Source organism: Latilactobacillus parafuchuensis (assembly GCF_055271665.1).
In genome coordinates this window covers 1,962,557-1,988,100 of sequence record NZ_CM143875.1, presented here as the reverse complement: position 1 = coordinate 1,988,100, position 25,544 = coordinate 1,962,557, and the positions used below count along the sequence as shown (strand labels likewise).

22 protein-coding genes and 1 riboswitch are annotated in these 25,544 nt (G+C 40.9%); of the genes, 14 read left to right on the top strand and 8 right to left on the bottom strand.

Annotated elements, in window-relative coordinates; all coding sequences use genetic code 11:
- The 7 genes from ACVPPQ_RS09835 to ACVPPQ_RS09805 all read left to right on the top strand — a co-directional run bounded on the left by ACVPPQ_RS09835 (position 1) and on the right by ACVPPQ_RS09805 (position 5,693).
- Positions 1–921 carry a dihydroorotate dehydrogenase gene (locus tag ACVPPQ_RS09835; protein WP_463494352.1) on the top strand — a complete coding sequence of 307 codons (921 nt, stop codon included), beginning with the start codon at positions 1–3 and terminating at the stop codon, positions 919–921.
- Positions 922–1,638: an orotidine-5'-phosphate decarboxylase gene (gene pyrF / locus ACVPPQ_RS09830; RefSeq protein WP_463494350.1), complete on the top strand. Its 717-nt coding sequence runs from the start codon at positions 922–924 to the stop codon at positions 1,636–1,638.
- Positions 1,638–2,276, top strand: coding sequence for an orotate phosphoribosyltransferase (gene pyrE, locus ACVPPQ_RS09825; RefSeq protein ID WP_463494348.1), 639 nt, complete (start codon positions 1,638–1,640; stop codon positions 2,274–2,276). Before pyrF ends, pyrE begins: the two co-directional genes overlap by 1 nt.
- A 203-nt stretch (positions 2,277–2,479) precedes the next feature.
- Positions 2,480–2,977, top strand: coding sequence for an RNA polymerase sigma factor (locus tag ACVPPQ_RS09820; protein ID WP_463494346.1), 498 nt, complete (start codon positions 2,480–2,482; stop codon positions 2,975–2,977).
- Positions 2,967–3,647 carry a zf-HC2 domain-containing protein gene (locus ACVPPQ_RS09815; RefSeq protein WP_463494344.1) on the top strand — a complete coding sequence of 227 codons (681 nt, stop codon included), beginning with the start codon at positions 2,967–2,969 and terminating at the stop codon, positions 3,645–3,647. Before ACVPPQ_RS09820 ends, ACVPPQ_RS09815 begins: the two co-directional genes overlap by 11 nt.
- 20 nt (positions 3,648–3,667) lie before the next feature.
- Positions 3,668–4,543, top strand: coding sequence for an ABC transporter ATP-binding protein (locus tag ACVPPQ_RS09810; RefSeq protein WP_463494342.1), 876 nt, complete (start codon positions 3,668–3,670; stop codon positions 4,541–4,543).
- Complete coding sequence (locus tag ACVPPQ_RS09805; RefSeq protein ID WP_463494340.1) at positions 4,536–5,693, top strand: ABC transporter permease subunit; 1,158 nt, start codon at positions 4,536–4,538, stop codon at positions 5,691–5,693. Before ACVPPQ_RS09810 ends, ACVPPQ_RS09805 begins: the two co-directional genes overlap by 8 nt.
- Before the next feature lie 71 nt (positions 5,694–5,764).
- Here the strand turns inward: ACVPPQ_RS09805 and ACVPPQ_RS09800 are convergent, their stop codons facing one another.
- Entirely contained in the window at positions 5,765–7,480 is a 1,716-nt protein-coding gene (locus tag ACVPPQ_RS09800; protein WP_463494338.1) for an NFACT RNA binding domain-containing protein, read from the bottom strand.
- Positions 7,481–7,622: 142 nt separating this feature from the next.
- Here ACVPPQ_RS09800 and ACVPPQ_RS09795 point away from each other — a divergent pair, with 142 nt between their 5' ends.
- Together ACVPPQ_RS09795 and ACVPPQ_RS09790 are read left to right on the top strand one after the other, a co-directional pair.
- Complete coding sequence (locus ACVPPQ_RS09795) at positions 7,623–8,045, top strand: MarR family winged helix-turn-helix transcriptional regulator (RefSeq protein WP_056949984.1); 423 nt, start codon at positions 7,623–7,625, stop codon at positions 8,043–8,045.
- Between the two features lie 99 nt (positions 8,046–8,144).
- Entirely contained in the window at positions 8,145–9,014 is an 870-nt protein-coding gene (locus tag ACVPPQ_RS09790) for a DegV family protein (RefSeq protein WP_025082595.1), read from the top strand.
- A 42-nt stretch (positions 9,015–9,056) separates the two neighbouring features.
- Here ACVPPQ_RS09790 and ACVPPQ_RS09785 read toward each other — a convergent pair whose 3' ends face one another.
- On the bottom strand, positions 9,057–9,584 hold the full coding sequence (locus ACVPPQ_RS09785; RefSeq protein ID WP_025082596.1) for a DUF1836 domain-containing protein: 528 nt from the start codon (positions 9,582–9,584) through the stop codon (positions 9,057–9,059).
- Between the two features lie 152 nt (positions 9,585–9,736).
- Between ACVPPQ_RS09785 and trhA the strand changes: the two genes are divergently transcribed.
- The 5 genes from trhA (at position 9,737) to thiT (ending at position 15,546) form a co-directional block, all read left to right on the top strand.
- Positions 9,737–10,384 carry a PAQR family membrane homeostasis protein TrhA gene (trhA, locus tag ACVPPQ_RS09780; protein ID WP_463494335.1) on the top strand — a complete coding sequence of 216 codons (648 nt, stop codon included), beginning with the start codon at positions 9,737–9,739 and terminating at the stop codon, positions 10,382–10,384.
- Positions 10,385–10,413: 29 nt separating this feature from the next.
- Complete coding sequence (locus ACVPPQ_RS09775; protein ID WP_463494333.1) at positions 10,414–11,256, top strand: DegV family protein; 843 nt, start codon at positions 10,414–10,416, stop codon at positions 11,254–11,256.
- A gap of 285 nt (positions 11,257–11,541) precedes the next feature.
- The gene (locus ACVPPQ_RS09770) at positions 11,542–12,948 is read left to right on the top strand and encodes an NAD-dependent succinate-semialdehyde dehydrogenase (RefSeq protein WP_463494332.1); all 1,407 of its coding nucleotides are present in this window, start codon (positions 11,542–11,544) and stop codon (positions 12,946–12,948) included.
- A gap of 717 nt (positions 12,949–13,665) precedes the next feature.
- A complete protein-coding gene (gene xerS / locus ACVPPQ_RS09765; RefSeq protein ID WP_463494330.1) occupies positions 13,666–14,727 on the top strand; it encodes a tyrosine recombinase XerS in 1,062 nt (353 codons plus the stop codon).
- A 69-nt stretch (positions 14,728–14,796) separates the two neighbouring features.
- Positions 14,797–14,893: riboswitch (TPP riboswitch) on the top strand.
- A gap of 47 nt (positions 14,894–14,940) precedes the next feature.
- Positions 14,941–15,546 (top strand): energy-coupled thiamine transporter ThiT, encoded by a 606-nt coding sequence (gene thiT / locus ACVPPQ_RS09760; protein WP_463494328.1) that lies wholly within the window; start codon positions 14,941–14,943, stop codon positions 15,544–15,546.
- Between the two features lie 49 nt (positions 15,547–15,595).
- Here thiT and ACVPPQ_RS09755 read toward each other — a convergent pair whose 3' ends face one another.
- From ACVPPQ_RS09755 to parC, 6 genes are all read right to left on the bottom strand, one after another.
- Complete coding sequence (locus ACVPPQ_RS09755; RefSeq protein WP_463494326.1) at positions 15,596–17,401, bottom strand: heavy metal translocating P-type ATPase; 1,806 nt, start codon at positions 17,399–17,401, stop codon at positions 15,596–15,598.
- Positions 17,402–17,536: 135 nt separating this feature from the next.
- Entirely contained in the window at positions 17,537–18,466 is a 930-nt protein-coding gene (locus ACVPPQ_RS09750) for a manganese-dependent inorganic pyrophosphatase (RefSeq protein WP_463494324.1), read from the bottom strand.
- A 54-nt stretch (positions 18,467–18,520) separates the two neighbouring features.
- A complete protein-coding gene (locus ACVPPQ_RS09745) occupies positions 18,521–19,486 on the bottom strand; it encodes a LysR family transcriptional regulator (protein ID WP_463494322.1) in 966 nt (321 codons plus the stop codon).
- A gap of 125 nt (positions 19,487–19,611) precedes the next feature.
- Positions 19,612–20,421: a pyruvate formate-lyase-activating protein gene (gene pflA, locus ACVPPQ_RS09740; RefSeq protein ID WP_463494320.1), complete on the bottom strand. Its 810-nt coding sequence runs from the start codon at positions 20,419–20,421 to the stop codon at positions 19,612–19,614.
- 112 nt (positions 20,422–20,533) lie between these two features.
- Entirely contained in the window at positions 20,534–22,795 is a 2,262-nt protein-coding gene (pflB, locus tag ACVPPQ_RS09735) for a formate C-acetyltransferase (RefSeq protein WP_463494318.1), read from the bottom strand.
- A gap of 282 nt (positions 22,796–23,077) precedes the next feature.
- Positions 23,078–25,486 (bottom strand): DNA topoisomerase IV subunit A, encoded by a 2,409-nt coding sequence (parC, locus tag ACVPPQ_RS09730; RefSeq protein ID WP_463496361.1) that lies wholly within the window; start codon positions 25,484–25,486, stop codon positions 23,078–23,080.
- Positions 25,487–25,544: the final 58 nt, after the last annotated feature.

Genomic DNA, 25,544 nt, shown 5'->3' with positions numbered 1-25,544 from the left:
ATGGTTAATTTAGCGGTTAATTTACCTGGTCTTCAATTAAAAAATCCGATTATGCCGGCTTCAGGCTGTTTTGGTTTTGGTCAAGAATATAGTCAACATTATGATTTAAACCAACTAGGGGCCGTCATTATTAAAGCGGCCACTCAAGAACCCCGTCTTGGGAATGCAACGCCGCGGGTGGCGGAAACACCTAGTGGGATGCTAAATGCGATTGGGTTACAAAATCCGGGTGTTACTGCCATTATGGCTGAAAAACTCCCGTGGTTAGCCCAGCATTATCCCGAGTTACCGATTATTGCGAATGTGGCGGGCAATACGTTAGATGATTACGTCAGTGTTTGCCAAATCATTAGTACGGCCCCGAATGTGCACGCCATTGAACTCAATATCTCGTGTCCAAATGTGGCCCATGGTGGTTTAGAGTTTGGCACGAATCCGGATTCAGCCGCGCAATTGACGGCAGCCTGTGTGGCTGTTAGTCAAGTGCCAGTCTACGTTAAGTTGTCGCCGAACGTCACGAATATTCGGCCGATTGCCCAGGCCGTTGAACAAGCAGGGGCGGCTGGTTTCTCACTGATTAACACCTTGGTTGGGATGCGAATTGATATTCGGACCGGCGAACCAATTTTAGCGAATCAAACGGGCGGTTTATCCGGCCCGGCGATTAAACCGGTCGCCGTTCGATTGATTCACCAAGTCCGATCCATCTCGACATTACCGATTATCGGGATGGGTGGTGTGCAAAACGCGACGGATGCGTTAGAATTAATGGCAGCTGGTGCTAATGCGATTGGGGTTGGCACCGCCAACTTTAGTGATCCGTTTGCCTGTCCCAAAATCATTGAACAGTTCCCCGGTGAAATGGCTAAGTATCAGTTAACTGATTTAAACCGTTTCGCCGTCAAACAGGAGGTTAGATAAATGACAAAACCAGTAATCATCGCATTGGATTTCCCGGATTGGGAAACGACTAATGATTTTCTAAAACAATTTCCGTCATCAGAACATTTGTTCGTTAAGGTGGGTATGGAATTATTCTACCGGAGTGGGCCTGAAGTGATTCGGGAACTTAAATCACGGGGTCATCGAATTTTTTTAGATTTAAAACTGCATGATATCCCGAACACGGTCCAAAGCGCTTTAACCGTGATTGGACAACTAGGTGTCGATTACACAACGATTCACGCCGCTGGGGGAAGTGAGATGCTCAAAGCAGGTGTCGCTGGGGTTCAAGCCGGCGCTCAACAAGCCAACATTAAACCGGCTAAGTTGTTAGCCATCACCCAACTGACCTCAACTAGCCAAGACCAAATGCAAACGGAACAACTGATTCAGGCGACTTTACCAGAATCCGTTACGAATTACGCCCAAATCGCCCAACAAGCCGGGTGTGACGGCGTGATTTGTTCTGTTCAAGAAGTCCCCTTAATTCAAACTAAAACCGGAAAAGACTTTGAATGTGTCACGCCGGGGATTCGGCCAACGACGAGTCAAACCAATGATCAAAAACGATCAGCAACGCCATTGGAAGCCGCCCAAGCAGGCAGCAATGCGATTGTGATTGGTCGGCCAATTACACAAGCCGCTAATCCGTATCAAGCCTATCAAACAATCAAAGCAGAATGGGAGCAGAAATAATGCCAGAAATCGCTAAAGAAGTCGCACAAGCTTTAATTGATATTCAAGCCGTCAGTCTAAGCCCAAATGAACCTTTTACGTGGGCCAGTGGCTTAAAAAGTCCCATTTATTGTGATAATCGCTTAACTATCGGCTATCCAAAAGTCCGCCGGCTAATCGCTGAACATTTAGCGCAAGCCATTCATGATCAATATCCAGAAGTTGAAGTGATTGCGGGCACCGCAACTGCGGGCATTCCGCACGCCGCTTGGATTGCCGAATTATTAAATTTACCACTCGTTTATATTCGCGCTAAGCCCAAAGATCATGGTCAAGGTCGTCAAATTGAAGGTCCCTTTACAGCGGGTCAAAAAATGGTGCTCATTGATGATTTAATTTCAACCGGTGGTAGCGTGCTCCAAGCCGCACATGCCGCGCAAAAAGAAGGGGCCGATGTTTTAGGTGTTTTCGGAATTTTCTCATACCAGTTAGCCGCTGGCAAAAAGAATTTTGCAGAGGCGCAATTATCATTGACGACCCTGTCGAATTTAGAAGCCTTATTAGCGATTGCCCAAGAAGCCGACGATTTAACGGCTGAACAACTCCAATCACTACAAACATGGAGTCAAGACCCACAAGCGTGGTCAGATCAACATTAATCGAATCAAAAAGCCTTAAATGATGCGCATTATACGCATGCATCTAAGGCTTTTTTAATGCATAGATTGAAAAGAACCGTATCTTTAGTAGAATTAAATATGAAATACATATCTTTTTTTAAAATTTGTCAAAAAGTTGTAACGCATCAGTCATTTTATGGATAGATGTATGATTATTAAATTAATAGCTAAGGAGGCCAATGGTGAACACTGAAAATATATATGAAGATTACGGCAAGTTTATCTTTCGTTATTTACTGACCCTGACCAAGAACGAACAACTTGCTGAAGAGTTGACGCAAGAAACATTTTATCAAGCATTAAAGTCAATTGATCATTTTGATAATAACGGTCAGGCGAAATTTTCGACTTGGTTGTGTCAAATTGCCAAGAATCTATGGCTACAGGAATTGAATCATCATCAAAAAAGAACCCGATTGAATGAATCGTTGCTAGCAGATGACCCAATCACCAATAATTTAGAAGAAACTTTTTTCAAAAATGAAGCCAAGATTGCTTTTTTTAAACGGGCCCATCATCTAAGTGATAAGCACCGAGAAATTCTTTATCTAAGGTTACTCGGTAATTTATCCTTTAGAGAAATCGGTGCGGTGTTTGGTGAAACTGAAAATTGGGCGCGAGTCACTTTTTATCGAGTCAAACAACAATTACGGAAGGATGCGACAGACAATGAATCATAATCTTTTTAAGGATTTAGTCCCAAACTATCTAGAACATTTAACCAGTCAAGAAACGAATGAACAAATGAGCCAACATATGGCGGAGTGCGAGGACTGCCGCCAGTTTCTCAATAGTATGCAAAAAGACTTAACGGTCACGACAACTTCCGAAAGCAAGCAGGAAACGGTTGACATTGACGCGTTTAAAAAGGTAAAAACGCAGCAACGGCGAAAAATAAGAACAATTGTTTTATCCCTTTTAACCCTGTTTATCGTCTTAATAGCTGGCTATTATTTTTTGTTTGTTCACATGTGGTTGGCCAACTCTAATGATGTCCAGCCAACGATTACCCAACAAGGTAATGATATCACGCTGACTTTTGAAACTAAGAATGAGCACCGCTATTTGATGTTGATCAATAGTGAAATGCCTAAAAAAGGGTATGAAAATTCATTAATCATGTATGAAAAAACGGATGATTTTTCCAGGGCGAATACCATATTAAAGAAGGGGACGTCCGTAGAATATACTTTTTTGGATCGCAACACATTATTATTGCCTAAAGGCAAAGAATATAACGGTCAAAAATATCACTTAACCGATAAAGATGTCATTCGTATTAAGTATCGAGATAAAACCCAAAAAATTAAATTAACAGATTTATATGATACCGCATCGAAGAAAAAATAACTTTGAGGAGGTCAATCCGTATGAAATTAGAAATAAAACATATTCAAAAAAGTTATGCGCAAACAACGGTCTTAAATGAGTGCTCGTTCACATTAACACCCGGTGTTTATGGCCTATTGGGGGCTAATGGCGCCGGCAAAAGCACCTTATTTAAAATAATTTGTGGCTTAACAAAAGCTGATAGTGGCAATATTTACTATAACGGCAACGCTATTAGTGAATCACAAAATAAATTTAATCCAATTCTAGGGTTCTTACCACAAAAAATTGCTTTTTATCCCGAATTTACGGGACTGGATTTTCTACTATACATTGCAACCCTAAAGGGAATTGATCGGCAAAGTGCCAAGGAGAAATGTCTAGCACTTTTAACGACTGTTGGGTTGATTGATGTTCAACATAAGAAGATTAGAAAATATTCTGGCGGGATGCAACAACGTTTGGGCATCGCGCAAGCCATGTTGAATGACCCCGAGATATTAATTTTAGATGAACCAACTGTTGGCCTAGATCCAAAAGAAAGAGTTAAATTTAGAAATCTAATTAGTTCCTTTTCGGACGAAAAGATAGTTATTCTATCAACACATATTGTGTCTGATGTCGAATACATTGCTGATGAAATTCTGATTTTGCAAAAAGGGGGTATTCAAGATAGCGGTACGCCGTCAGAATTAGTTCAAAAAATAGCAGAACAAGTATGGGAATGCAGCGTACCACATGACTTAGTCGCAAAATTATTGGCCACTTATACGATTAGTAATCAGAAACATGAAAAGAATAACGTTATCCTAAGAATTATTGCAGAAAAGAAACCATTAGAAAATGCGGTTCAGGTCACGCCAACATTAGAGGATTTATATCTTTATTATTTTAGAGAGGCGGTTCACTATGATTAGTATTATACGTTTTGAAATGGCGAAAATTGTTAAAACCAAACGATTTATTGGCTCATTGTTGATTTCTATATTAGTTCTGTCAGGCATCTTTATTATTGGTTTTCACTATTCGCAACTTGGTGCCTCAGAAGTGCGTAATCAAGAATTGGGATTCAACCAATTCTCACAAAAAAAAGCTAATGCACACGCTGGGGTTTTTAATGATCAAACCGTACGCTTAATTTTAGCGGATTACATTGCAGATTATCAGAACAATTCTGGCGGAGAACAGCCGTTTGATCAATTTTCTTATAATATTGCTGATACTTTCTTTCCAAAAGACAGAGATATTTATTTAGAGATGATTGCCGCTAATAAAAAGAAACAAACGCTAAAAATTGACCAAATCAAATTAACGCCAATCAAAAGAATTGGTTTTTCAAGTTTTTCTAAACCATTGATAATTGGTAGCTATTCAAACTGGAGTGACCTTTTTAAGGTTACCGGGAGCGTCTTTATTCTAATAAGCGTGCTAGTTATCATTACCGGTTCGACTGTCTTTGCGGAAGATACCGCCAAAAAGATGAATCAATTATTGTTCATCACTAAATACGGTCGGACTAAAATGCTGCGCGCAAAGATATATACTGCGACAGTTTTATCCATGTTCATATTTTTAGTGATTCATGGCCTAACATTTGGTTATTTTTATTATCATTATTATGGTATGGACGGTTGGAATGGTAGTATTCAGACCAATTTTGATTTAAAACTCTTCAATTTTCCGCTTGAACTCAATCATTTTCAAATTTATTTAATGATTCTAATATTGCAATTGGCTAGTTTGCTAATGATTGTCGGGATAACATTGTTAATCTCGGCAATCGCCAAGACACCATTTAGTGCGGTTATAATCGCAACCGGTATTTTTTTCTTACCAAAAGGGTTAATATTGATATTTACATCGGGGGTGCTCAACAAATTACTATATCTATTACCGATTAACCTGTACGATTCTGAAAAAATGTTGACACTAATGTCTGCTAAGCAAGGCTTCTTCTTTAATCAGTTCAACCAAAACTTTATCATGACGATCTGTATTTTATTACTAACTAACCTTATCAGTAATTGGTTTACGTATTACAAATTGCAACATACTTATATCGAATAGGCAGCATTAAATTTAACAGAGACCAATAAAAATAGTCCAGCAGCCACTTAATTAGGGCTGCTGGACTATTTTTAGGCTTGGCTTGGTTTTTGTCGTAATTTTTGGACGAGTGCTTCATCCGGTGTGCTATAAAGGGTTTGTTGACCTTCATAAATCACAAAACCGGGTTTGGCCCCATTCGGTTTGCGAATCCGTTTGACTTGAATGTAATCAACGGGTACAGAGGCCGATAGCCGGGCTTTAGAGAAATAAGCGGCTAGTTTACTAGCTTCTTCTAAAGTTGTCTCAGACGGGTTACTAGCGTCAATAATCACGTGTGAGCCGGGGATGTTCTTAACATGCAACCAAATATCAGTTTTCTTCGCTTTTTTGAGGGTTAACTGATCGTTTTGATAGTTATTTTTACCAACAAAAATCCGAGTGCCATCGCTGGCGTAGAATGTTTCGGGTTCACTAATTTTATAGCGCTTTTGTTTCTTAGCACCAGACTTTTTGGCCTTTAAATAGCCTTCAGCTTGCAATTCTTCTTTGATATCGACTAAATCTTTGGGCGCAGCAATTTCAATTTGGGCCATAATCGTGTTGAAATATTGCAGTTCCGCTTCCGTTTTAGCCATTTGATCGTTAACGTAAGCGACTGAATTGCGGAGCTTTTGGTACTTAGAGAAGTATTTTTGAGCATTTTTAGAAGGGGTCAATTGATTCGATAACGTAATTTTAATCGGTTGGTTATCCGCATAATAATTATCGAGTGTAATTTCGGTCATACCGCGTTCGACTTGGCGCAAATAAGTGGTTAGAATTTCACCTTTAATCCGGTAATCATCGGCACTATCAGCCGTCTTGAGGGTTTTTTGCAGTTTTTTAAGTTTCTTTTCATCCTTTTGAATTTCATTACGGATAAAATGAATCAAGGCGCCACCTTGTTGTTGGACCCGATCACGTTGCGCTTTATGCAAATAGTATTGGTCTAACAATTCACTTAGTGTTGGCAGTTGCGTTTGTTCACCAACTAATGTTTGATACGCTGCCACGGTAAACCAAGATTTTTTAGGGCCAATCGTTAACGTCGGCGTGGCTTGGTTGTATTGATCGAAGAAATCCTGGACAATCGTCAAATAATGATCATGATCCAGTAACCGATGTTGTAATTCGATTGCACTTTCACGGCCCATTCCTTGGAATTGCGTTTGTAACCAATGCGGTTGCTCAGTTTCAGGTAGGTTATAATAACTCAGCCAGTCTAGGTCGGTTAAGTCGGCCGTAAAACCGTTGACGCCGGAAGCAGCGGGCGGATTAACGTAGTCCGCACCCGGCATTAAGAAGCGGTAACGGTTCTGCGATAAGCTAACGTGCCGAATCAAATCAAGAATCTTATTGGTTTCTTGGTTAACCAAAATCACGTTACTGTGCCGGCCCATTAATTCGACGATTAGACAGAGTTGTTGCAAATCACCTAATTCATTCCGCGATTTAAACGTGAAACGCAGGATCCGATCACTTTCAACTTGTTCAATTTTTTCTAGAATTGAACCATCCAGGTATTTTCGTAACGACATCGCAAAATTAGGGGGCGTCGCTGGATTCGCGTAAGGCACGCGAGTAATTTGAACCCGGGCGTAGGAAGGGTGCGCCGAAAGGAGTAGGGGATAGGTCTTTCGATTAGCCCGAATCGTCAAGATGACTTCATTGGGGTAAGGTTGTTGGATTTTAGTTATTTTACCGTCGGCTAACGTCGTATTTAACTCAGCGACAACGGCGTGGGTCATTAAACCATCAAAGGCCATTTAAATCACACTTTCTCTATATAGATTGTCTTACTTATTGTAACGGTTTTAACCGTTAAGCTCAAAGGAATTTACTTATCAGTCAATCTATTGTATAATACAATTATTTTATTGCATTCTACAATAAAGGAGCGAAAAACGAATGAATTCAACTTTAACGACGTTTAACCAACTTAATTTATTGTACCAAGAGCAAAAGAAGCAATGGGCCCAACGGTTGAATATTAAATTAGCACAAGTCAATATCCTCATGTTAGTTGCCCCAGAGCAAGCCTTACTCTCACACGCAGCCTTAATCGATAGTACCAAATTAGACGCGTCAACTTTAAGTCGTCAGTTAAATGGCATGGCGCAAGAGGGCTTATTAGTGAAGACTAAAGGCACCGAACCTCGTCAGCGCGTTTACACCTTAACCGAACATGCTCAACGAATTGCGACTCGTTTACGGCAATGGCAAACTGAACTTGAACAACAAGTCCAAGATAATTGGAGTGCAGAAGAACAACAACTGCTAAAAATACTGTTAAATCGGTACTACCAAAGCTTTATCCGTTTTGAAAAGTGAGATGCCCTATACGTTTTTCAAGGAAATACAGATAAATGCGGAATTAGCCGATTATTTATGATATAGTTATTAGCGAATAATAAAAAAGTAGGTGTCTCCATGAAAATTGCTGTAGTCACTGATAGTACTGCTTATCTCACAGAACAGCAAGTGAAAGATAATCATCTTTACGTCGTGCCAATCCCGGTGATCCTAGATGGCCAGGTCTATAATGAAGGCGTCGATATTACAACTGAAGAGTTCTATCAAAAGTTAAAAACATCTGAAACTTTCCCTAGTACGTCACAACCACCATTAGGTGAAATGTTGAAGTTATATGAAGATTTAGGTAATCAAAATTACGATGCCGTGATTAGTATTCATTTAGCAAGTACCATTTCTGGTTTCGTCACCACGTTAAAAAATGCAGCAAGCACGATTGATAATGTTCAAGTCATTCCTTATGATTCTGGGATTACAGTGATGTTAATGGGCTATTTAGCAATGGAAGCGGCTCGAATGGCCAAAGAACCCGACGCAACGGTTGAACAAATTATTGCGCGGTTAGATGATCTGAGAAGTACAATTGATGAATGTTTCATTGTTAATGATCTACAGAACCTGGTTCGTGGGGGCCGTTTATCAAACGCTTCAGCCTTCATTGGCAGTGTTTTAAAGATTAAACCCTTGTTGACATTCGATCCGGTTTCTAATAAAATCGTCGCTTTTGAAAAGGTCCGCTCTTTAAAGAAGGCCTATGCGCGAGCGGAACAAATTTTTGCTGAGAACATTGAAAAAGCGGATTATCCGATGCGGGCGCTACTGATTCACGCCAATGATGAAGCTGCGGCCGTTGCCTGGCAAACTAAATTACGGGTTAAATACCCCGACATGCCAATTGATATTGGCTATTTTGGTCCCGTTATCGGGACCCATCTCGGTGAAAAGGCGATTGCCTTATCCTGGATTAAAGATTTCACTAAAGCATAATACGCATAGACCCTCAAAGCCGCGGCCTTGAAGGTCTATTTTTTATTCCGCGGGAGGAATGGGCGTTTCTTCTTTAAAATCGATTAATTTAGTCCCAATAATTTTATAAATAACGGATTTGACAGCCATTTTTTGAATAATCGTTAGGGGCGCTTCCGTAAAGTTAAAAGCATTAACGGCATCCGGCGCATTGACGTTAGCAATTTCAGCATTGAATAGTTCAACGAAGTGGTTGTAAGCAATACCTGCAGTATCTTGTTCTAATGATTGTTGAATCCCTTGTTTAACGACATCGAGCGGGAAAGAAAACTTAATCACACTGACGACAATTAATTCCGCCAAGTGATTACGATTATAACGTTTTTTCTCGGGACGTTCGATGATGCCCATCTTAACGTAACTATTAATCATCGTTTTTGTGATTTTAACGTGGAGTAGGGGATCCAGTGACCGATTGACCTCACTAATCACTTGGTCCATATATAATTCTAAATCTGGGAAGTCCGCCCATAAGGGTAACCGGAATTGTTGGAACTCATTAAGCCACGTTTCAAATTTTTCTGATTGCATTTAAATAACTCCGATCGACTGATTTTCAATAAGGTTATTATGCCACAAATGAAATGGTTTGTCACTTATGTAGAATTGAATTCTATTTTTAGTTGACTTCCATTCTATTTTTAGTTTATAATACTGGCAAATAGAAAAAAGGAGCGTTTATTATGCAAATTGCAGCGCCTAATCGGCATCAAAAAATTGTTTATGAGATTTGGAACGCGATTACTCACGGTATCGGATTCTTTGGTAGTTTAACGTTGGTCATCTTATTATTAATCAAAGGCGTTCAGCGGGATTTAACCCCAGTCGCCTTAGTCAGTCTCATCATTTATAGCGCAACGCTTCTTTTACTTTATTTAGCGTCAACGCTGTTCCACTGTTTAGCGTTTACCCGAGCGAAACGGGTTTTTCAAATATTTGATCATTCAAATATCTTTTTGCTGATTGCCGGTACGTACACACCCTATTGTTTAATCTTTGTCGGGCACACGATGGGCATCAGCCTCTTGATTGCCATCTGGTTATTAGCGATTGGTGGCATTTTGACCCATATCTTTAGCCATGGTCGCCATCAAAGAATTGAAACAACCATCTATGTTATTATGGGGTGGTTATGTATGTTAGCCAGCAAGGCCCTCTACACAAATTTAAGCCCGACCGGGTTCTGGTTATTAGTCAGTGGGGGCGTGGTCTTCACGTTAGGGGCTGTCATTTACAGTTTCCCACGGATTCCGGGACTACATCTCATTTGGCATTTCTTTGTGATGTTAGGGACGACCTTAATGTTCTTTTCAATTTATTTAAACATTTAAGAGAATCACTTTAAAAAAGGAGAATTATCATGACTATTAAAATCGTAACCGATTCATCGATTCAACTCACACGTGCAGAACGTGACGCTTATCCAATTCATATTGCGCCCTTAACGGTTCAATACGCGGGTGAAACTTACGTCGATGGTAAAACCATCACCCGTGAAGATTTTCTAGCCAAATTAACCGCAGCAACGACTGAATTTCCAACGACCAGTCAGCCAACCGTTGGCAGTCTAGTTGATTTATATGATCAATTAGGGGCTGATGGCAGTCAGATTATATCCATTCATTGTACTGGCTTACTAAGTGGCACGGTTGAAGGGGCGCATACCGCCGCCCAACAATCAAACAGTGATGTGGTGGTCCTCGATAGTAAGGTCATGGATCGAGGTTTGGCTTATCAAGTGATTGCCGCTGTACAAGATGCTGAAGCTGGCCTTGATTTAGAAGCAATTTTAGCCCATTTAGATGAAATTCGTTCTAAAACTGAAACTTACGTCTTCCTAGATTCATTAGACGCCATGCAACGTGGCGGTCGAATTAGTCGGGTCGCCGGATTACTCACGAAACTGATTAAATTAAAAGTCGTTGTTCGATTAACCGATTCACAGTTACAAATTGTCGCTAAAGGTCGGGGTTCTAAAGCATTTAGTAAGGTATTAAACGAAATGCAAGCCACCATTAGTCAACAAACGTTAGTAGACGTTGGCATCTCACACGTCGGCGTTGAGGAGGATGACCTGGTTAAGATTCAAGGTATTTTACAACAGGGTCAACCCGATGTGCCATACACCGTTGCATTAACGAGCCCAGTTATCATGAGCCACGTTGGCCTGAAAGCATTTGGCATTATGTATCAAACTAAATAATCTCACAAAGATAATCGTGCGTCTTCGCCGATTATCTTTTTTGTGTAAATATTAAAGTGGTCTATCTAATAAATATAAATATTCAACGGATAATTCGCTAATTTATTGGCATTTATCGGCATAGAAACGCCATAAGATTAAATACTGGTCTAATTGACAAGATGGTGTTAACATTTCAGGTATACACAAATAAAGCGCTACCTAACAGACAATCAATTAGCCATTTTAAAGAGAGGCCTCTGTTGGCAAAACAAGATTAGCTTTATTTAAGAAAGGTCGATCAATATGAGTTATCAAACAATTAATCCACTAACCGATGAGGTCCTTAAAACTTATCCGAATCATGACGCTGCCTATGTCGAACAGGCGCTTGTTAAAGGTGATGTACTGTACAAGCAATGGCGGAATGATCCGGTTGCTAGCCGAAGTCCAGTGTTAAATAAAGTGGCTGATTTAATGGCCGCTCAAAGTGATGCACTAGCTAAAATTTTAACAGTGGAAATGGGCAAACGGTTTGTTGAAGCCCAGGGTGAAGTGGCACTTTGTATCTCGATTGCCCGGTATTATGCTGAACACGCGGCTGATTTTTTGAAACCCGAACACATTAAATCTTCAATTGGCACAGCGCAAGTTATTTCTAGACCAACCGGAATCTTGATGATGGTGGAACCATGGAATTTTCCATACTATCAAATCATGCGTGTTTTTGCCCCTAACTTCATGGTAGGTAATCCAATGCTTTTAAAACACGCCAGTAACTGTCCCATGGCCGCTGAAGCCTTTGAAAAGATTGTGATCGCGGCGGGGGTGCCTGAGGGGGCTTTCGCTAACTTGTACATTACTTATGATCAAGTTAACCAGATTATTGCGGATAAGCGGGTCCAAGGCGTCGCTTTAACGGGTTCTGAACGCGCGGGCCAACTAGTCGCTGCTGAAGCTGGCAAAAATATGAAACAAAGTTCCCTAGAACTAGGGGGGAGTGATCCCTTTATCGTCTTAGATGATGCCAATTTAGCAGAGATTAAAAAAATTATTAGTGGGGCTCGTCTATTTAACGCCGGCCAAGTCTGTACTTCTTCTAAACGGTTTATCGTTACCGAAAAGAATTATGAGCAAATGTTAGCGATGTTAAAAGAAGCTTTTGCAGCCGTTAAACTAGGCGATCCAATGTTAAGCACCACGACGTTAGCGCCCTTAAGTTCTTCAAAAGCAAAACAAAACTTAGCACGGCAAGTACACGCTGCAGTCGAAAATGGTGCAACTTTGGCTTTTGGTAGTCTGGCACAAAACAAACCGGCCGCATTGTTTGAACCAGTCATCTTAACGAATATTACCAAAGAAAACCCAGCATTCTATCAAGAATTCTTTGGTCCAGTTGGTCAGATCTATCGGGTACCAGACGAAGCCGCCGCAATTCGCTTAGCTAATGATTCACATTACGGTTTAAGTGGTGTTGTGTTTGGGGGTTCGCCTGAACACGCCACTAAGGTCGCCAGCCAATTAGAGACTGGTTCGGTATTTGTTAATAGCTTCGGGGGTACTTTACCAGAATTACCGTTTGGGGGCGTTAAAAATTCAGGTTATGGCCGTGAATTAGGCCGTTTCGGGATTGAAACCTTCGTCAACAAAGAAACGATTGTCACCAAGCACAATCCAATCAATCTAGATGATGCCTTTGGTGGCTTTGTTTAAACGGATTATCAAAAAGTTATTCTGAAATGACCGACATTCAGAATAACTTTTTTGTAGATTAAAGGCTTAAAAAAGTAGGTAGGTGGGCACCGATTTTAAGCCTGAAAAAGATTAATCTATTCTAGTTTACATAATATATATTATACGAAGTTGTATCATAATCATCAAGAGAGGCTTCTTTAATCGATTTAGTCTGTTTAATGCACTTGTTTTAAACCACCAGATTGACTTAATCAATTTAGTGACCGATAATTCGTTAACCGAATTGCGTTTTCAGTTCCATTCTGAATTGCTGCATGACTGCTTGCCGTGTGATTCAGCCTTAAGATTCAACTACCATAGTCCAGCCAGTTGATCAATCGTTGAGTTGGATTCGTTAGCATGAACTTTAAAAACCATTAAATTAGCCTGAAAATACCGTAAATTAATGATTTTAAACCGATATTCAGCTCATTTAGATGCTCATTAAGTTGATTTGAGCTAAATTGTAGCTATTTAGCGGGTAAAACACCTAGGTTACGTGGCAAAAGCGTTGATATACCGGTATTTATCTATAATCAGCAGTCGATTGCAAACCACCAATGTCAACCTGATCAGCTGGGGCGCTATTTTAAGATTAAACAAGTGTTGTTAAAATTATGGTTTTAACAACACTTGTGGCATTTTCACCTTTTCTTTGCTAAAATTAAGTTATTCGGTTTCTAAGGAGTTTTAATCATGGATCAATTACGTTATCTAGAATTATGTGAACAACGTTTAACTAGCTTGCCCGATTACGTTCGTAAATTTTATATCAATCGACAGGCTAACGCCTATTCCTCGGCGACGCTCTATCAATACCTGCAAGAATACGTACGCTTCTTCTCTTGGCTGATTGACGAGCAGATCGTAACGGTTGCTGAACCGAGGTTAATCCCCCTCACCGCGCTTGAGAAGATGAAATTAGAAGATATTGAACTCTATAAGATCTATTTGATGAACAAACGCAAAGCTAATCACCACAAGCTCTCCTTTCAGGCCGTTAATCGCTCAATTAACGCTTTAAATGCACTCTGGTACTTTTTAACGATTGAAGCGGAACAAGCCGATGGTGAGCCTTATTTCTATCGTAACGTGATGAAGAAGGTTAAATTACTGAAATCATCCGAAACTATGGCGACCCGTTCACGACACATCGGTCAGAAGCTATTAACCGGCACTAAAAAACACGATTTTATTGATTTCATGCAGATGACCTATCCAAAACAACTTTCTAATCGGCAATTAGCCTCTTACCAGCAAAATTGTGAACGCGATGTCGCCATCTGCGTCTTAGCATTAACCACTGGCATTCGCTTATCCGAATTGGCACAAGCTAATTTAGCGGATCTGAAATTAGAACAATTAACCGTGACCGTTATTCGTAAAGGCGGCCAACAAGATACGGTCCCAATTGCACCCTGGGGCCAACCCTACTTACAAGAATACGTTCAAATTCGTCAGACGCGTTATGCAACAACCGCCAATGAGCACGCATTATTCGTAGCGAAATATCGTGGTCAGGCGAAACGGATGAGTAATTACGCTATTGAAAAATTGGTGGCAAAATATTCTGAAGCTTTCGGAGTGCGCTTAACGCCGCATAAATTTCGGCACACTTTAGCAACTGATTTAATGACCGCGACGCATAGCGAAACAATTGTGGCAACCCAATTAGGCCAAACCACGACCCAAGCCACCCATTTATACACGCACGTTGTCGATGATGAACAACGCGCAGCCATGGATAAAATGGAATGAGTCGAAATCGATTACTTGACACGGGTGCTGATTCAGGTATACTGAAAACGTTCTTAAAATTAAATATTAACCATCACAAAGGGGAGCCATTGGCTGAGAGTGATAATAATCAGACCCTTCGAACCTGTTTGTTAAGACAAGCGTAGGAATTGTGATGGAGTTGAATATAACAACTCCTTTTTTGTGTTGGTTGACCAGAAAAGGGGTTTTTCTATGCGTCATCAGCGTTTATTGATTCAAATTGAAGGAGCAATTTTAGCGGCCTTTGCAGTTGCTCTGGAATACGTACCACATACTGTTGGGCCATCTGCAATTGAAGTTTCATTTGGTCTTATTCCTATCGTGATCTACAGTCTACGGCGCGGAGCCGTGCCAGGCATGATTGCAGCGTTTATTTGGGGGACGTTAGATTTAATTCTTCGCGGACTTGGCAGCGGCAGCGTGTTAAACGTTTGGCAAGGACTCTTCGAATTTACGGTTGCCTTCATCGTGGTTGGCCTTGCTGGTATCTTTCAGCATCAAGTTCAAACCAGTATTCGGCAACACCGAAAAGTTAAAACGTTAGCATTATTGTGGTCGGCCGCGCTAGTCGCCAATTTCGCTAAATATTTCTGTCACTTTATTGCCGGTGTGGTTTACTGGGGCTCTTATGCACCCAAAGGAATGAATCCGTGGTATTATTCGCTCGTGATTAATGGTGGTAGTTTTATCGTGACCTTCATTTTGACCGGGATTGTCGCAGGCGTGTTATTCGCCATGTTACCGACGATTTATTTACCCAAAGATATGGCGTTTGATCAACAAGCTGCTAAATCATAACATCAAAAAAACCGTCACCTAAAATCAGGTAACGGTTTTTATTTGCCTATTATTTGAGTAATGGTCGATCTTTACGAGCCTTCAGTGAATATAAAATTGAAACTGTATCGACGACTTCTTGGAACATCGCCCCAATTAAGGCGGGCACAATTCCGGTACTAGCAATCAGCATCAAGACGACACAGATGGCAATCCCAATTAATACGGATTGGCGGGCAATACTCATTGTATCCCGAGCAATCTGAACGGCACGACTAACCCGGTTTAAATCATCTTTTAAAATCACAACATCGGCTGATTCACTGGCAGCGGTTGCGCCGTGTGCGCCCATTGCAATCCCGACGTCGGCCGTTGCCAATGACGGTGCATCGTTGACCCCGTCACCAACCATCACAATCGGGCGGTTAGCTGGTGCGGTCTGTTCGAGCAGATGAATCTTATCAATTGGTAGACAACCGGCGTGAACATCCGTAATGCCGACTTGTTGGGCAATTTGATCCGCAGTCGCTTGTTGATCCCCCGTTAGCATGGTCAATTGATGGAACCCCAAGGTTTGTAATTCTTGAATCGTCTTGGGTGCTTCCGAACGTAAGTGATCAATAAATGTGATATAACCCGCATATTGATCATTAACCGCCACGTGAACGGCCGTTTGATCCAATTGCATTGACTGTTCTGGTGCCACAAAATTAAGTTTACCTACTTTAACCGTTTGTTGAGTAGCCGCAAAGGTGGCAATTACCCCAGCACCGGTTACTTCTTGTAAATCAGTTAAGGGTAATCTAGTTGTAGCGTCACTACCCGCCACTAATGAGCGTGCTAAGATATGGCTTGATTCTTGTTCAGCACTTGCCGCTAATTGTAGCAGCTCATCTTTTGAAAAACCACTCTCTGGAACAATCTGATCCAACGTTAGTTGACCATTGGTAATGGTCCCCGTTTTATCGAAGGCAATGGCTTTTGCGCCGGCTAATTTTTCAATCGTCGTACCGTTTTTAATGATAATCCCGTTTCTGCTCGCTCGACTCATACCAGAAATTAAGGCAATCGGTGCCGCTAAAATTAAGGGACATGGTGACGCCACAACTAAGACTTCAGCAAAACGGACTGGATCTTTAGAGACCCACCAAGCAATCCCCGCAATGATGTAAGCGACTAGTGTAAATGGTACGGCATAGCGATCCGCCATCCGCACGAATTTCGCGGGTTGATTGGCCGAAGCTTCAACTAATTTAACAATCGCTTGGTATTGACTGTCCGCGGCTAACTGGTCAACTTGCATCGTAATTGAGGTATCACCGTTAACTGAACCAGACATCAGTTCATCTTGTGGCGCCTTTTCAACCGGTTGAGATTCACCAGTCAGTGATGATTCGTCAAATAATGACTGCCCATCCAGAATATGCCCATCAACTGGGACCAACTCACCTGGTTTAATTAAGACTTGGTCATTAATTTGCAATTGATCAACAGAGACGTCTCTCAGACCACCTGCCTCGATTAAATGGGCCGTCTGCGGTGAATTATCCAATAATGCTTTTAATTCCCGCCCAGCCTTGTGTGCAGCATAATCTTCAAGTGAGTCACCACCCGTTAACATGACCAGCACCATCAATGCCGCCCAGTATTCACCAACAGCTAAGGTTGCGATGATAGCCGTAATCGCTAATAAATCAATTCCGTATTTTCCAGATTTCAAGGTTTTAACCATTTCAATCATCATGCTCAACGCAACGAGGCTGCCGGCCATCGTAACGATAATTTGTGCCCATAACGGTTGTTTGAATAGAAATGCGGTAACGAGGGCAATTAACCCAATCAATAATGTCAGTGAGAATTTCAATGTATGTTTCATCAGTAATCAGACCTTTCATATTACTCGTTTGATTAACATCAGTATAGCATGTTTCCAACTAGATTAGAATGATTATTAATTAATAATATACGTAAAAAAATAAAACCTCCACAGAGATTTTATTTTTTACGCATATTACGCCTTAAAAGCTTCAGTTAATTGTGGGACAACTTGTTTCTTACGTGAAACCACACCGTCTAATTGTGCGCGATGATTGTTTAAAGTGACGTTAAACGCCTTTTCAAAAGCGGTTACGGGTTCGCCGATGACCAAGGCTTCTGAGTTACTGTTTAAGATATCAGTAATTAATAAAACAAATAAGTCATAACCGTTGGCTTGGTTATCAGCTTCGATTGCCGCTTCAAAGGCAGCTTGACGTGCAAAGACTGCGTCGATATCAACCGTGTTAACTTGGTCAATCCGCACTTTTTTGCCAGCCATTTCAAATGTTTTGGCATCTGATTCAATTAATTCAGCTTCGCTCTTATCAGCTAAGTTAGTCCCAGCTTTAAGCATTTCTAAGCCGTATGATTCAAAATCAACGTCGGCGATTTCAGCAAGTGTCTTGATGGCAATTTTATCGTCATCAGTCGTCGTTGGTGATTTCATTAATAATGTATCAGAAATGATGGCACTCAACATGAGACCCGCTAATTGAGCTGGAATTTCAATTTTATATTCGTTGAATAATTTCAACATGATGGTGCTGGTACAACCGACTGGTTCAGCACGGTAGAATAATGGGCTAATCGTTTCGAAATTCGCAATCCGATGATGATCAACGACATGTGTGACGGTTAAATCTTTAATGTCTGCCACACTTTGTTGGGCTTCATTGTGATCAACTAACATCACACTGTCAACTTCATTCGCCGCCGTCTTAATAATCCGTGGTGTACTAGCAGCAAAATGGCGTAATGCAAAGCTAGTTTCTTCGTTAGGTTCGCCTAACGCAACGGCTTCAACGTCGTGACCTAATTGTTGTTGTAGGTATGCAAACGCCATTGCGGCAACGATTGCATCCGTATCGGGATTTTGGTGTCCAAAAACTAATTCTTTACTCATTAATATACAGACCCTTCTTTATCAAAATTACAACATTTATTATACCAGAAAAGATTAGATAATCTGGCGGTTTTGTTCTTTAATCCGAGTTAAATAATCTTTTTCAGCAAGATATTGATCGAATTCACGGAAGAAGTTATCTATTCTTGGAATGGCTTCTTTTTCTTTACGGAAAACAAAAGCCAATTCGAATTGAATAGTGGGATCAAATTGAACAGCGTGCGCCGTCACACCCAAGTTATGAGCTTCAAAGAAACTGGTTGGCAACGCTGTACTTAATTCAGTCGCTTCAGCAAAACGGAGTAATTCAAATGGTGATGTAAATTGAGCAGCGCTAACTGGACGATCGACCATTTGGTTTTTATAAGCTTCATTAATGAACTGGTGTAAGTAGTATTCATCTGGATAAGTCACCCATTTTTGGTCTAACGTATCTTTAAAATGAATTTTTTTACGTTTTTTAAGACTTGGATCATGGCTTAAAAAGACCAAACTTTCGTCCGCAATCTTTTTAGATTTATAAGGTTTCCAATTTTTAATGCTGTCATCTGGTAAATACATAATCGCGAGATCAATTTTATTATTCTCAAGACGATCCCAGATTTCTTTTCGCGTTAACAGATGTAAACTAACTTCAATGTCTGCAAATTGTTGATAATATTGAATTAAGAACTGTTCAATCACGCTAACTTCCATCGATGCCAAAACACCAATATGAATTTTACCTTGTGTGGCACTAGTGGCGCTTTGAATTTCATCAGTTGCGGTATTTAAGAGGTCATAAATTTGATGAGTAGCTTCTAGCATCGTACGGCCAGCATCCGAAATGTGGAGTTTTTTACCCACGGAATAAAAAAGGGGGGCACCGACCGTGCGTTCTAATTTTTTAATTTGTTGGGTTAAAGCTGGTTGGGTAATTCCTAGTAATTGAGCGGCTTGCGTATAATTCATCGTTTCAGCTAATTGCAAAAAGTACGTCAAAGTCTTGGAGGAGAAAATATTTTCTTGCTTTGTTTTCATGTTCAATCCTCATTCCTAAGTTATTTTTAGAATCACTTATCATTATAATAATAAAAAAATAAAGAAAGAGCAACCTTTTTGCGCTCTTTCTTATTATTCGTTTAAATTTAGCTTATGTTGGCGGTTTATTTATGGTAGTCAGCCGTATGCAATAATTTTTCAGCGTTGACAACCCGATCGTGCGTTGGGGGTTCAATCCCTCTGAGTGGGTAATTAATCCCCATTTTTTCATATTTAACAATCCCCATCGTATGGTAAGGCAATACTTCGACCCGATCCACATAATGTAACGTTTGAATGTAATCGCCTAATTTCTTCAAATAGACATCATAGTCAGTCCGTTGTGGAATTAAGACGTGGCGAATCCACATATGATGACCATGATTAGACATGTATTCAATCATTTCTAGAATCCGTTCGTTCGAAAAACCTGTTAATTTTTTGTGTTCAACGGGATCGATATGTTTAATATCGACCATTGAAAGATCAGTGTATTTCATGAGTTCTTTGAATTTACTGAAGAACGGTTCTTTATACGTAAACGGTTGACCACAAGTGTCTAGACACGTATTAATCCCCTGTTCTTTACACTTCTTGAATAAATCGATTAAAAAATCAATTTGAATGAGTGATTCGCCACCACTACAAGTGATGCCGCCTTCTTTGCCCCAGAAGGCTCTGTAGTCTAAAGCCTTAGTAATTAATTCATCGGCAGTGTATGGATCGCCAGTGCCGATATTCCAAGTATCCGGGTTATGACAGAATTCGCAACGCATCCGACAGCCTTGCAAGAATGCGACAAATCGAATTCCAGGGCCATCGACTGAGCCGAATGTTTCGATTGAATGCACGTAACCTACTGGGTCCTTAACTGGGACGACTTCCGTTGGTGTTGCTGTTTCAGTTGACAAGTTAGTTGTAAATTTAATATTCATCTCTTCCACCTCTTAAAAAAGCACACTTCCTAGCAAAACGGTCAATTGTGATTGGCCGCTTTACAAGAAAGGGGGATAAGCATGGCGCTTATCCCCCTGCCCGTATTAATCTTTACATTTCATCAAAGAAAGTTCTTGAAATGACATCATCTTGTTGTTCCTTCGTTAAATCAGCGAAGTAGACACAGTAGCCAGAAACCCGAACCGTTAATGTTGGGTATTCTTCTGGATGTTTTTGAGCGTCCATCAATGTTTGTTTATTGAAGACGTTGATGTTCAAATGCATCCCTTGGTTCGTCATATAACCATCAACCATGTTAACCAAAGCGTCTTTACGCGCGTTGTCATCATGACCTAATGTGTTAGGTGTCACACCAAATGTATTTGAAATCCCATCAGTTGCGTAACGATAAGGAATCTTGGCAGTTGATAATAATGATGCCAAAGCCCCGTTCTTTTCAGCACCGTATGCAGGGTTAGCACCAGGTGAGAATGGTTCGCCAGCTTGACGGCCATTAGGTGTTGTCCCGGTATTCTTACCATAGACAACGTTTGACGTAATTGTCAAGACAGAAGTTGATAATTTAGAACCACGATATAAATGATGGGTGTTCATCTTGTTGTAGAATGTCTTCACTAACCATTTAGCGATATCATCAGCACGATCATCATTGTTACCATAACGTGGGTAGTCAGGGTTTTGGGCTTCGAAATCAATAGCCATGCCATCTTCGTCACGAATAACTTTAACTTGACCATACTTAATCGCTGAGATTGAATCAACGGCGTGTGATAAACCAGAAATCCCAGTCGCAAATGTGCGATCTAAACGACTATTCTTCAAAGCAAGTTGTGCTGATTCATAATAGTATTTATCATGCATGTAATGAATTGTATTTAAAGTATTGACATAGATATCAGCTAACCAATCTAACATCTTATCGTATTTACCCATGAATTCTTTGTAATCAATAATCTCACTTGAAATTGGTTCGTAAGCTGGGCCAACTTGTTTCTTGGCTAATTCATCAACCCCACCATTGATGGCGTATAGAATTGTTTTAGCCAAGTTAGCACGAGCGCCGAAGTATTGAACACCGGTTGCAATTGGTTGTGCAGAAACACAACAAGCAATCCCGTAATAATCAGTACCCCATTGGTTACGCATTAAGTCGTCATTTTCGTATTGAATCGTTGAGCTCTTGATTGAGACTTCAGTGGCATAACGTTTGAAGCCTTCTGGTAAGCGATCTGACCAAAGTAACGTGATATTTGGTTCTGGTGCAGCCCCCATGTTTTCAAGGGTCTTCAAGACACGGAAAGCAGTCTTAGTGACGTGATGACGGCCATCCATCCCAATCCCACACATTGATAAGGTTGCCCAAATTGGATCACCTGAGAATAATGAATTGTAATCTTCAGTTCTGATAAAGCGAACCATCCGTAATTTCATAACGAAATGATCAACCATTTCTTGAGCTTGTTCTTCAGTAATCAAACCGCGATCTAAATCACGTTGGATGAAGATATCCATCGTCGTATCAATCCGGCCAACTGACATCGCAGCACCATTTTGAGTCTTGATGGCTGCTAAGTAACCAAAGTAAATCCATTGGATGGCTTCTTGTGCATTTTGCGCTGGTTTAGAAATATCAAAACCGTAGCTAGCAGCCATCTTCTTCATATCTTGTAACGCACGATATTGTTCATTGATTTCTTCACGTAATTGAATCACATCATCGGTCATTTCGCCGTCGCCAATATTATCAAAATCGCTGAATTTTTCAGCAGCTAAGCGATCAATCCCGTAAACAGCAATCCGTGGTAAATCGGGAATAATCCGGCCACGAGCATAAGCATCAGGAAGACCAGTGATAATCTTAAAGTGACGTGCTTTACGCATATCAGGTGTGTACGCATCGAAAACCCCTTGATTATGAGTTTTACGGTATTCAGTAAAAATCTTGTGTTGTGTTGGATCAACTTTGTAGCCGTATGCTTCGAGCGCATCTTCGGCCATCCGAATCCCACCAAATGGCATGAACGCACGTTTAAGTGGTGCATCAGTTTGCAAACCAACAATCTTTTCAAGATCTTTGTTTAAATAACCAGGGCCATGAGAGATGACCGTTGCAGGAACGTCGTTGTCAGCATCTAAGACACCACCAGCTTCACGTTCTTTTTTCTTCAAGTCCATTAATTGGTCGTTTAAACTAGTTGTTGCATCAGTTGGACCAGCTAAGAAACTTTCGTCACCTTCATATTGGGTATAGTTATGTTGGATAAAGTCGCGAATGTCGATTTCTTCTTGCCAGTCGCCTTTGTTAAATCCATCCCAAAATTCTTTTAAATTGATTTTTTCAGTTTTTGCCATTAGGATTGCCTCCGTTAATTGAATTCGTTTATAACAGTTTTTACAAATATAGTATAACACGTCACAAAGTTTTTGCAAACCCTTTCTTTTTATATAAAAGATTAATCAGACAAGTAGGTTAAGAGACTAACCCCACGGTCTTTTATAAAAGAGTTATCACAATTTCAATCGAATTAAAATTGTGCAAAATGTAGTTATCTGTTATGATACAGTTTCGATTTATATCCAGTTTTTATATAACAGAAAAAGCCACCCATGGCGGATGGCTTTAATCAATCAAACTTAATTCTGATCATTGGTTTCCGGCATAACCGGCAAAATAAATTCAGGTGTTCCGACTTCATCAATATCAAAAATAAAGCTCCCGTTAGAATAACGATCACCTGTCACATGAGTCTGCGGATTAATCGTGATTAACTGTTGATCAGTTTGAATTAACAATTCAGCTCCCGGTGTAACCAGACTCATCGCTACCACTCGGTGTGGATCGCGTTTCAATTCACGCAATATCAGCACGCCACGACGCGCGCGACTAGTTAAGGTAACTTCACTCAGCATCATCCGTTTAAAGGCACCACGTTGCGTTAAAATCGCAACTGAGGCTTGTTTACGGTCTGGATTGAATAACGTAAAGTTAGCAACGAAATCATCTGGTTTAAGATCCATCAGTTTAACACCGCTAGCTTTAGCCCCCGATACGGAGACTTCAGCCAATTCAAAGCTCAAGCCATAACCATGGTAGCTCGCACTAAAGACGGCCGTCTGAGACTCATCATTGGCAGCCACCCAATAAACGTTCGTGACTTTAGCGTCTGCATGTAACTTGATACAATCTTGGGCTTTAGAACGATACGTCCGACTCGGTAACAAATCAGCAAATTCGGTTTGTTTAATGTACCCATCGGTCGAGCCAATGACGAAATGACCCGCATGTTCGTTTTGGTCAAAGGCAAAGGCGGCAATAATCGCTTCATCAGCCGCTAAACCAATTGATTGCGAAATATGTTCGCCCATGTCCTTCCATTTCAAGTCCGCAATTTCGTGAACGGGCCGTTGGATTAAATGACCATAGTTGGTAAAGAGCATCAATTGATCTAGGGTTTGCAGTGGCTTTTGTAAAATAGCAAAGTCGCCGTCTTTCAAACCACTATTCCCATCTGAAGCTTGATACGAGCGTAAACTACTCCGTTTAAGATAGCCATCATGACTGATTGAGACCATGACGGTTTCATCAATAACGGTGACGCTCGTATCAATTTCAAGCGTTTCAATTTCAGCTTCAATGGCTGTTAGTCGATCGTTACGATAGGCCTTGACTACTGAGCGCAATTCAGTCTTCACAACCCGGGCTAATGCTTTCGGATCACTTAAAATTGCGTGATAGGATTCAATGGCTGCAGTTAGGTCGGCCGATTCGGCCTCGAGTGCCGTGACGTCGGTATTGGTTAATCGATACAGTTGTAAGGAAACAATCGCTTCGGCTTGGGCTTCAGAAAAATCAAACTGGGCCACCAAATGATCCTTGGCGTCTTTTTTATTTTTACTGCTCCGAATCGCCGCAATCACTTGATCCAAAATCGACAAAGCTTTGATTAAACCAGCAACGATGTGTTGCCGATCCAAGGCTTTTTGCAAACTATACTTCGTTCGGCGGGTAACGACGTCTTCTTGATGATCTAAATAGGCGTGTAGAATCTCCAATAACCCGACTTGCTTAGGTTGCATCTGTGAAATAGCGACCATGTTAAAGTTATACGTAATTTGTAAATCGGTGTTTTTGAAGAGGTAATTTAAAATTCCTTGGCTATCCGCTTGTTTCTTGAGTTCAATGACGACGGAGAGCCCCATTCGATCACTTTCATCCCGGACTTCAGAAATGCCATCGACTTTTTTAAGCACACGGAGTTCGTCAATCTTCTTGACCATTTGCGCTTTATTAACTTCATACGGAATTTCGCTAATGACGATTTGTTCCCGGTTACCGCGTAATTGTTGAATGGCGGTTTTAGAACGAACCGCAATCCGACCACGGCCGGTTTCGTACGCCTTACGAATCCCATCAACCCCTTGGATAATCCCACCAGTCGGAAAATCAGGGCCCTTAACGAAGGTCATCATCTTGGTTAAGTCCGCGTTGGGATGATCGATTAAATAGAGTAGCGCATCCGTAACTTCACCCAAGTTATGCGGTGGAATTTCCGTTGCATAACCGGCTGAAATCCCGGTCGCACCGTTGACCAATAAGTTCGGAAAACGGGCTGGTAAAACGGTTGGTTCTTCAGCGGTGTCATCAAAGTTTAAAACAAAATCGACAGTCTTTTTGTCGATATCCTTCAACATCTCACTAGCAATCTTGCTTAACCGCGCTTCGGTATACCGCATCGCTGCTGGTGGATCGCCATCCATTGACCCATTATTACCATGCATTTCAATCAACGGTTCGCGTAACTTCCAGTTTTGACTTAAGCGGACCATCGCTTCATAAATCGAGCTATCACCATGCGGATGAAAATTACCCATGACGTTCCCGACCGATTTAGCGGATTTTCTAAAGCCTTTGTCGTACGTATTGCCGTCAATCGACATCGCGTATAAAATCCGGCGTTGCACGGGTTTTAAACCATCGCGAATATCGGGTAAAGCCCGTTCTTGAATGATGTATTTTGAATAACGGCCAAAACGGTCGCCCATTACTTCTTCAAGCGTTAATTCTTGAATTTTTTGTGTGTCATTAGCCAAATTATTCACT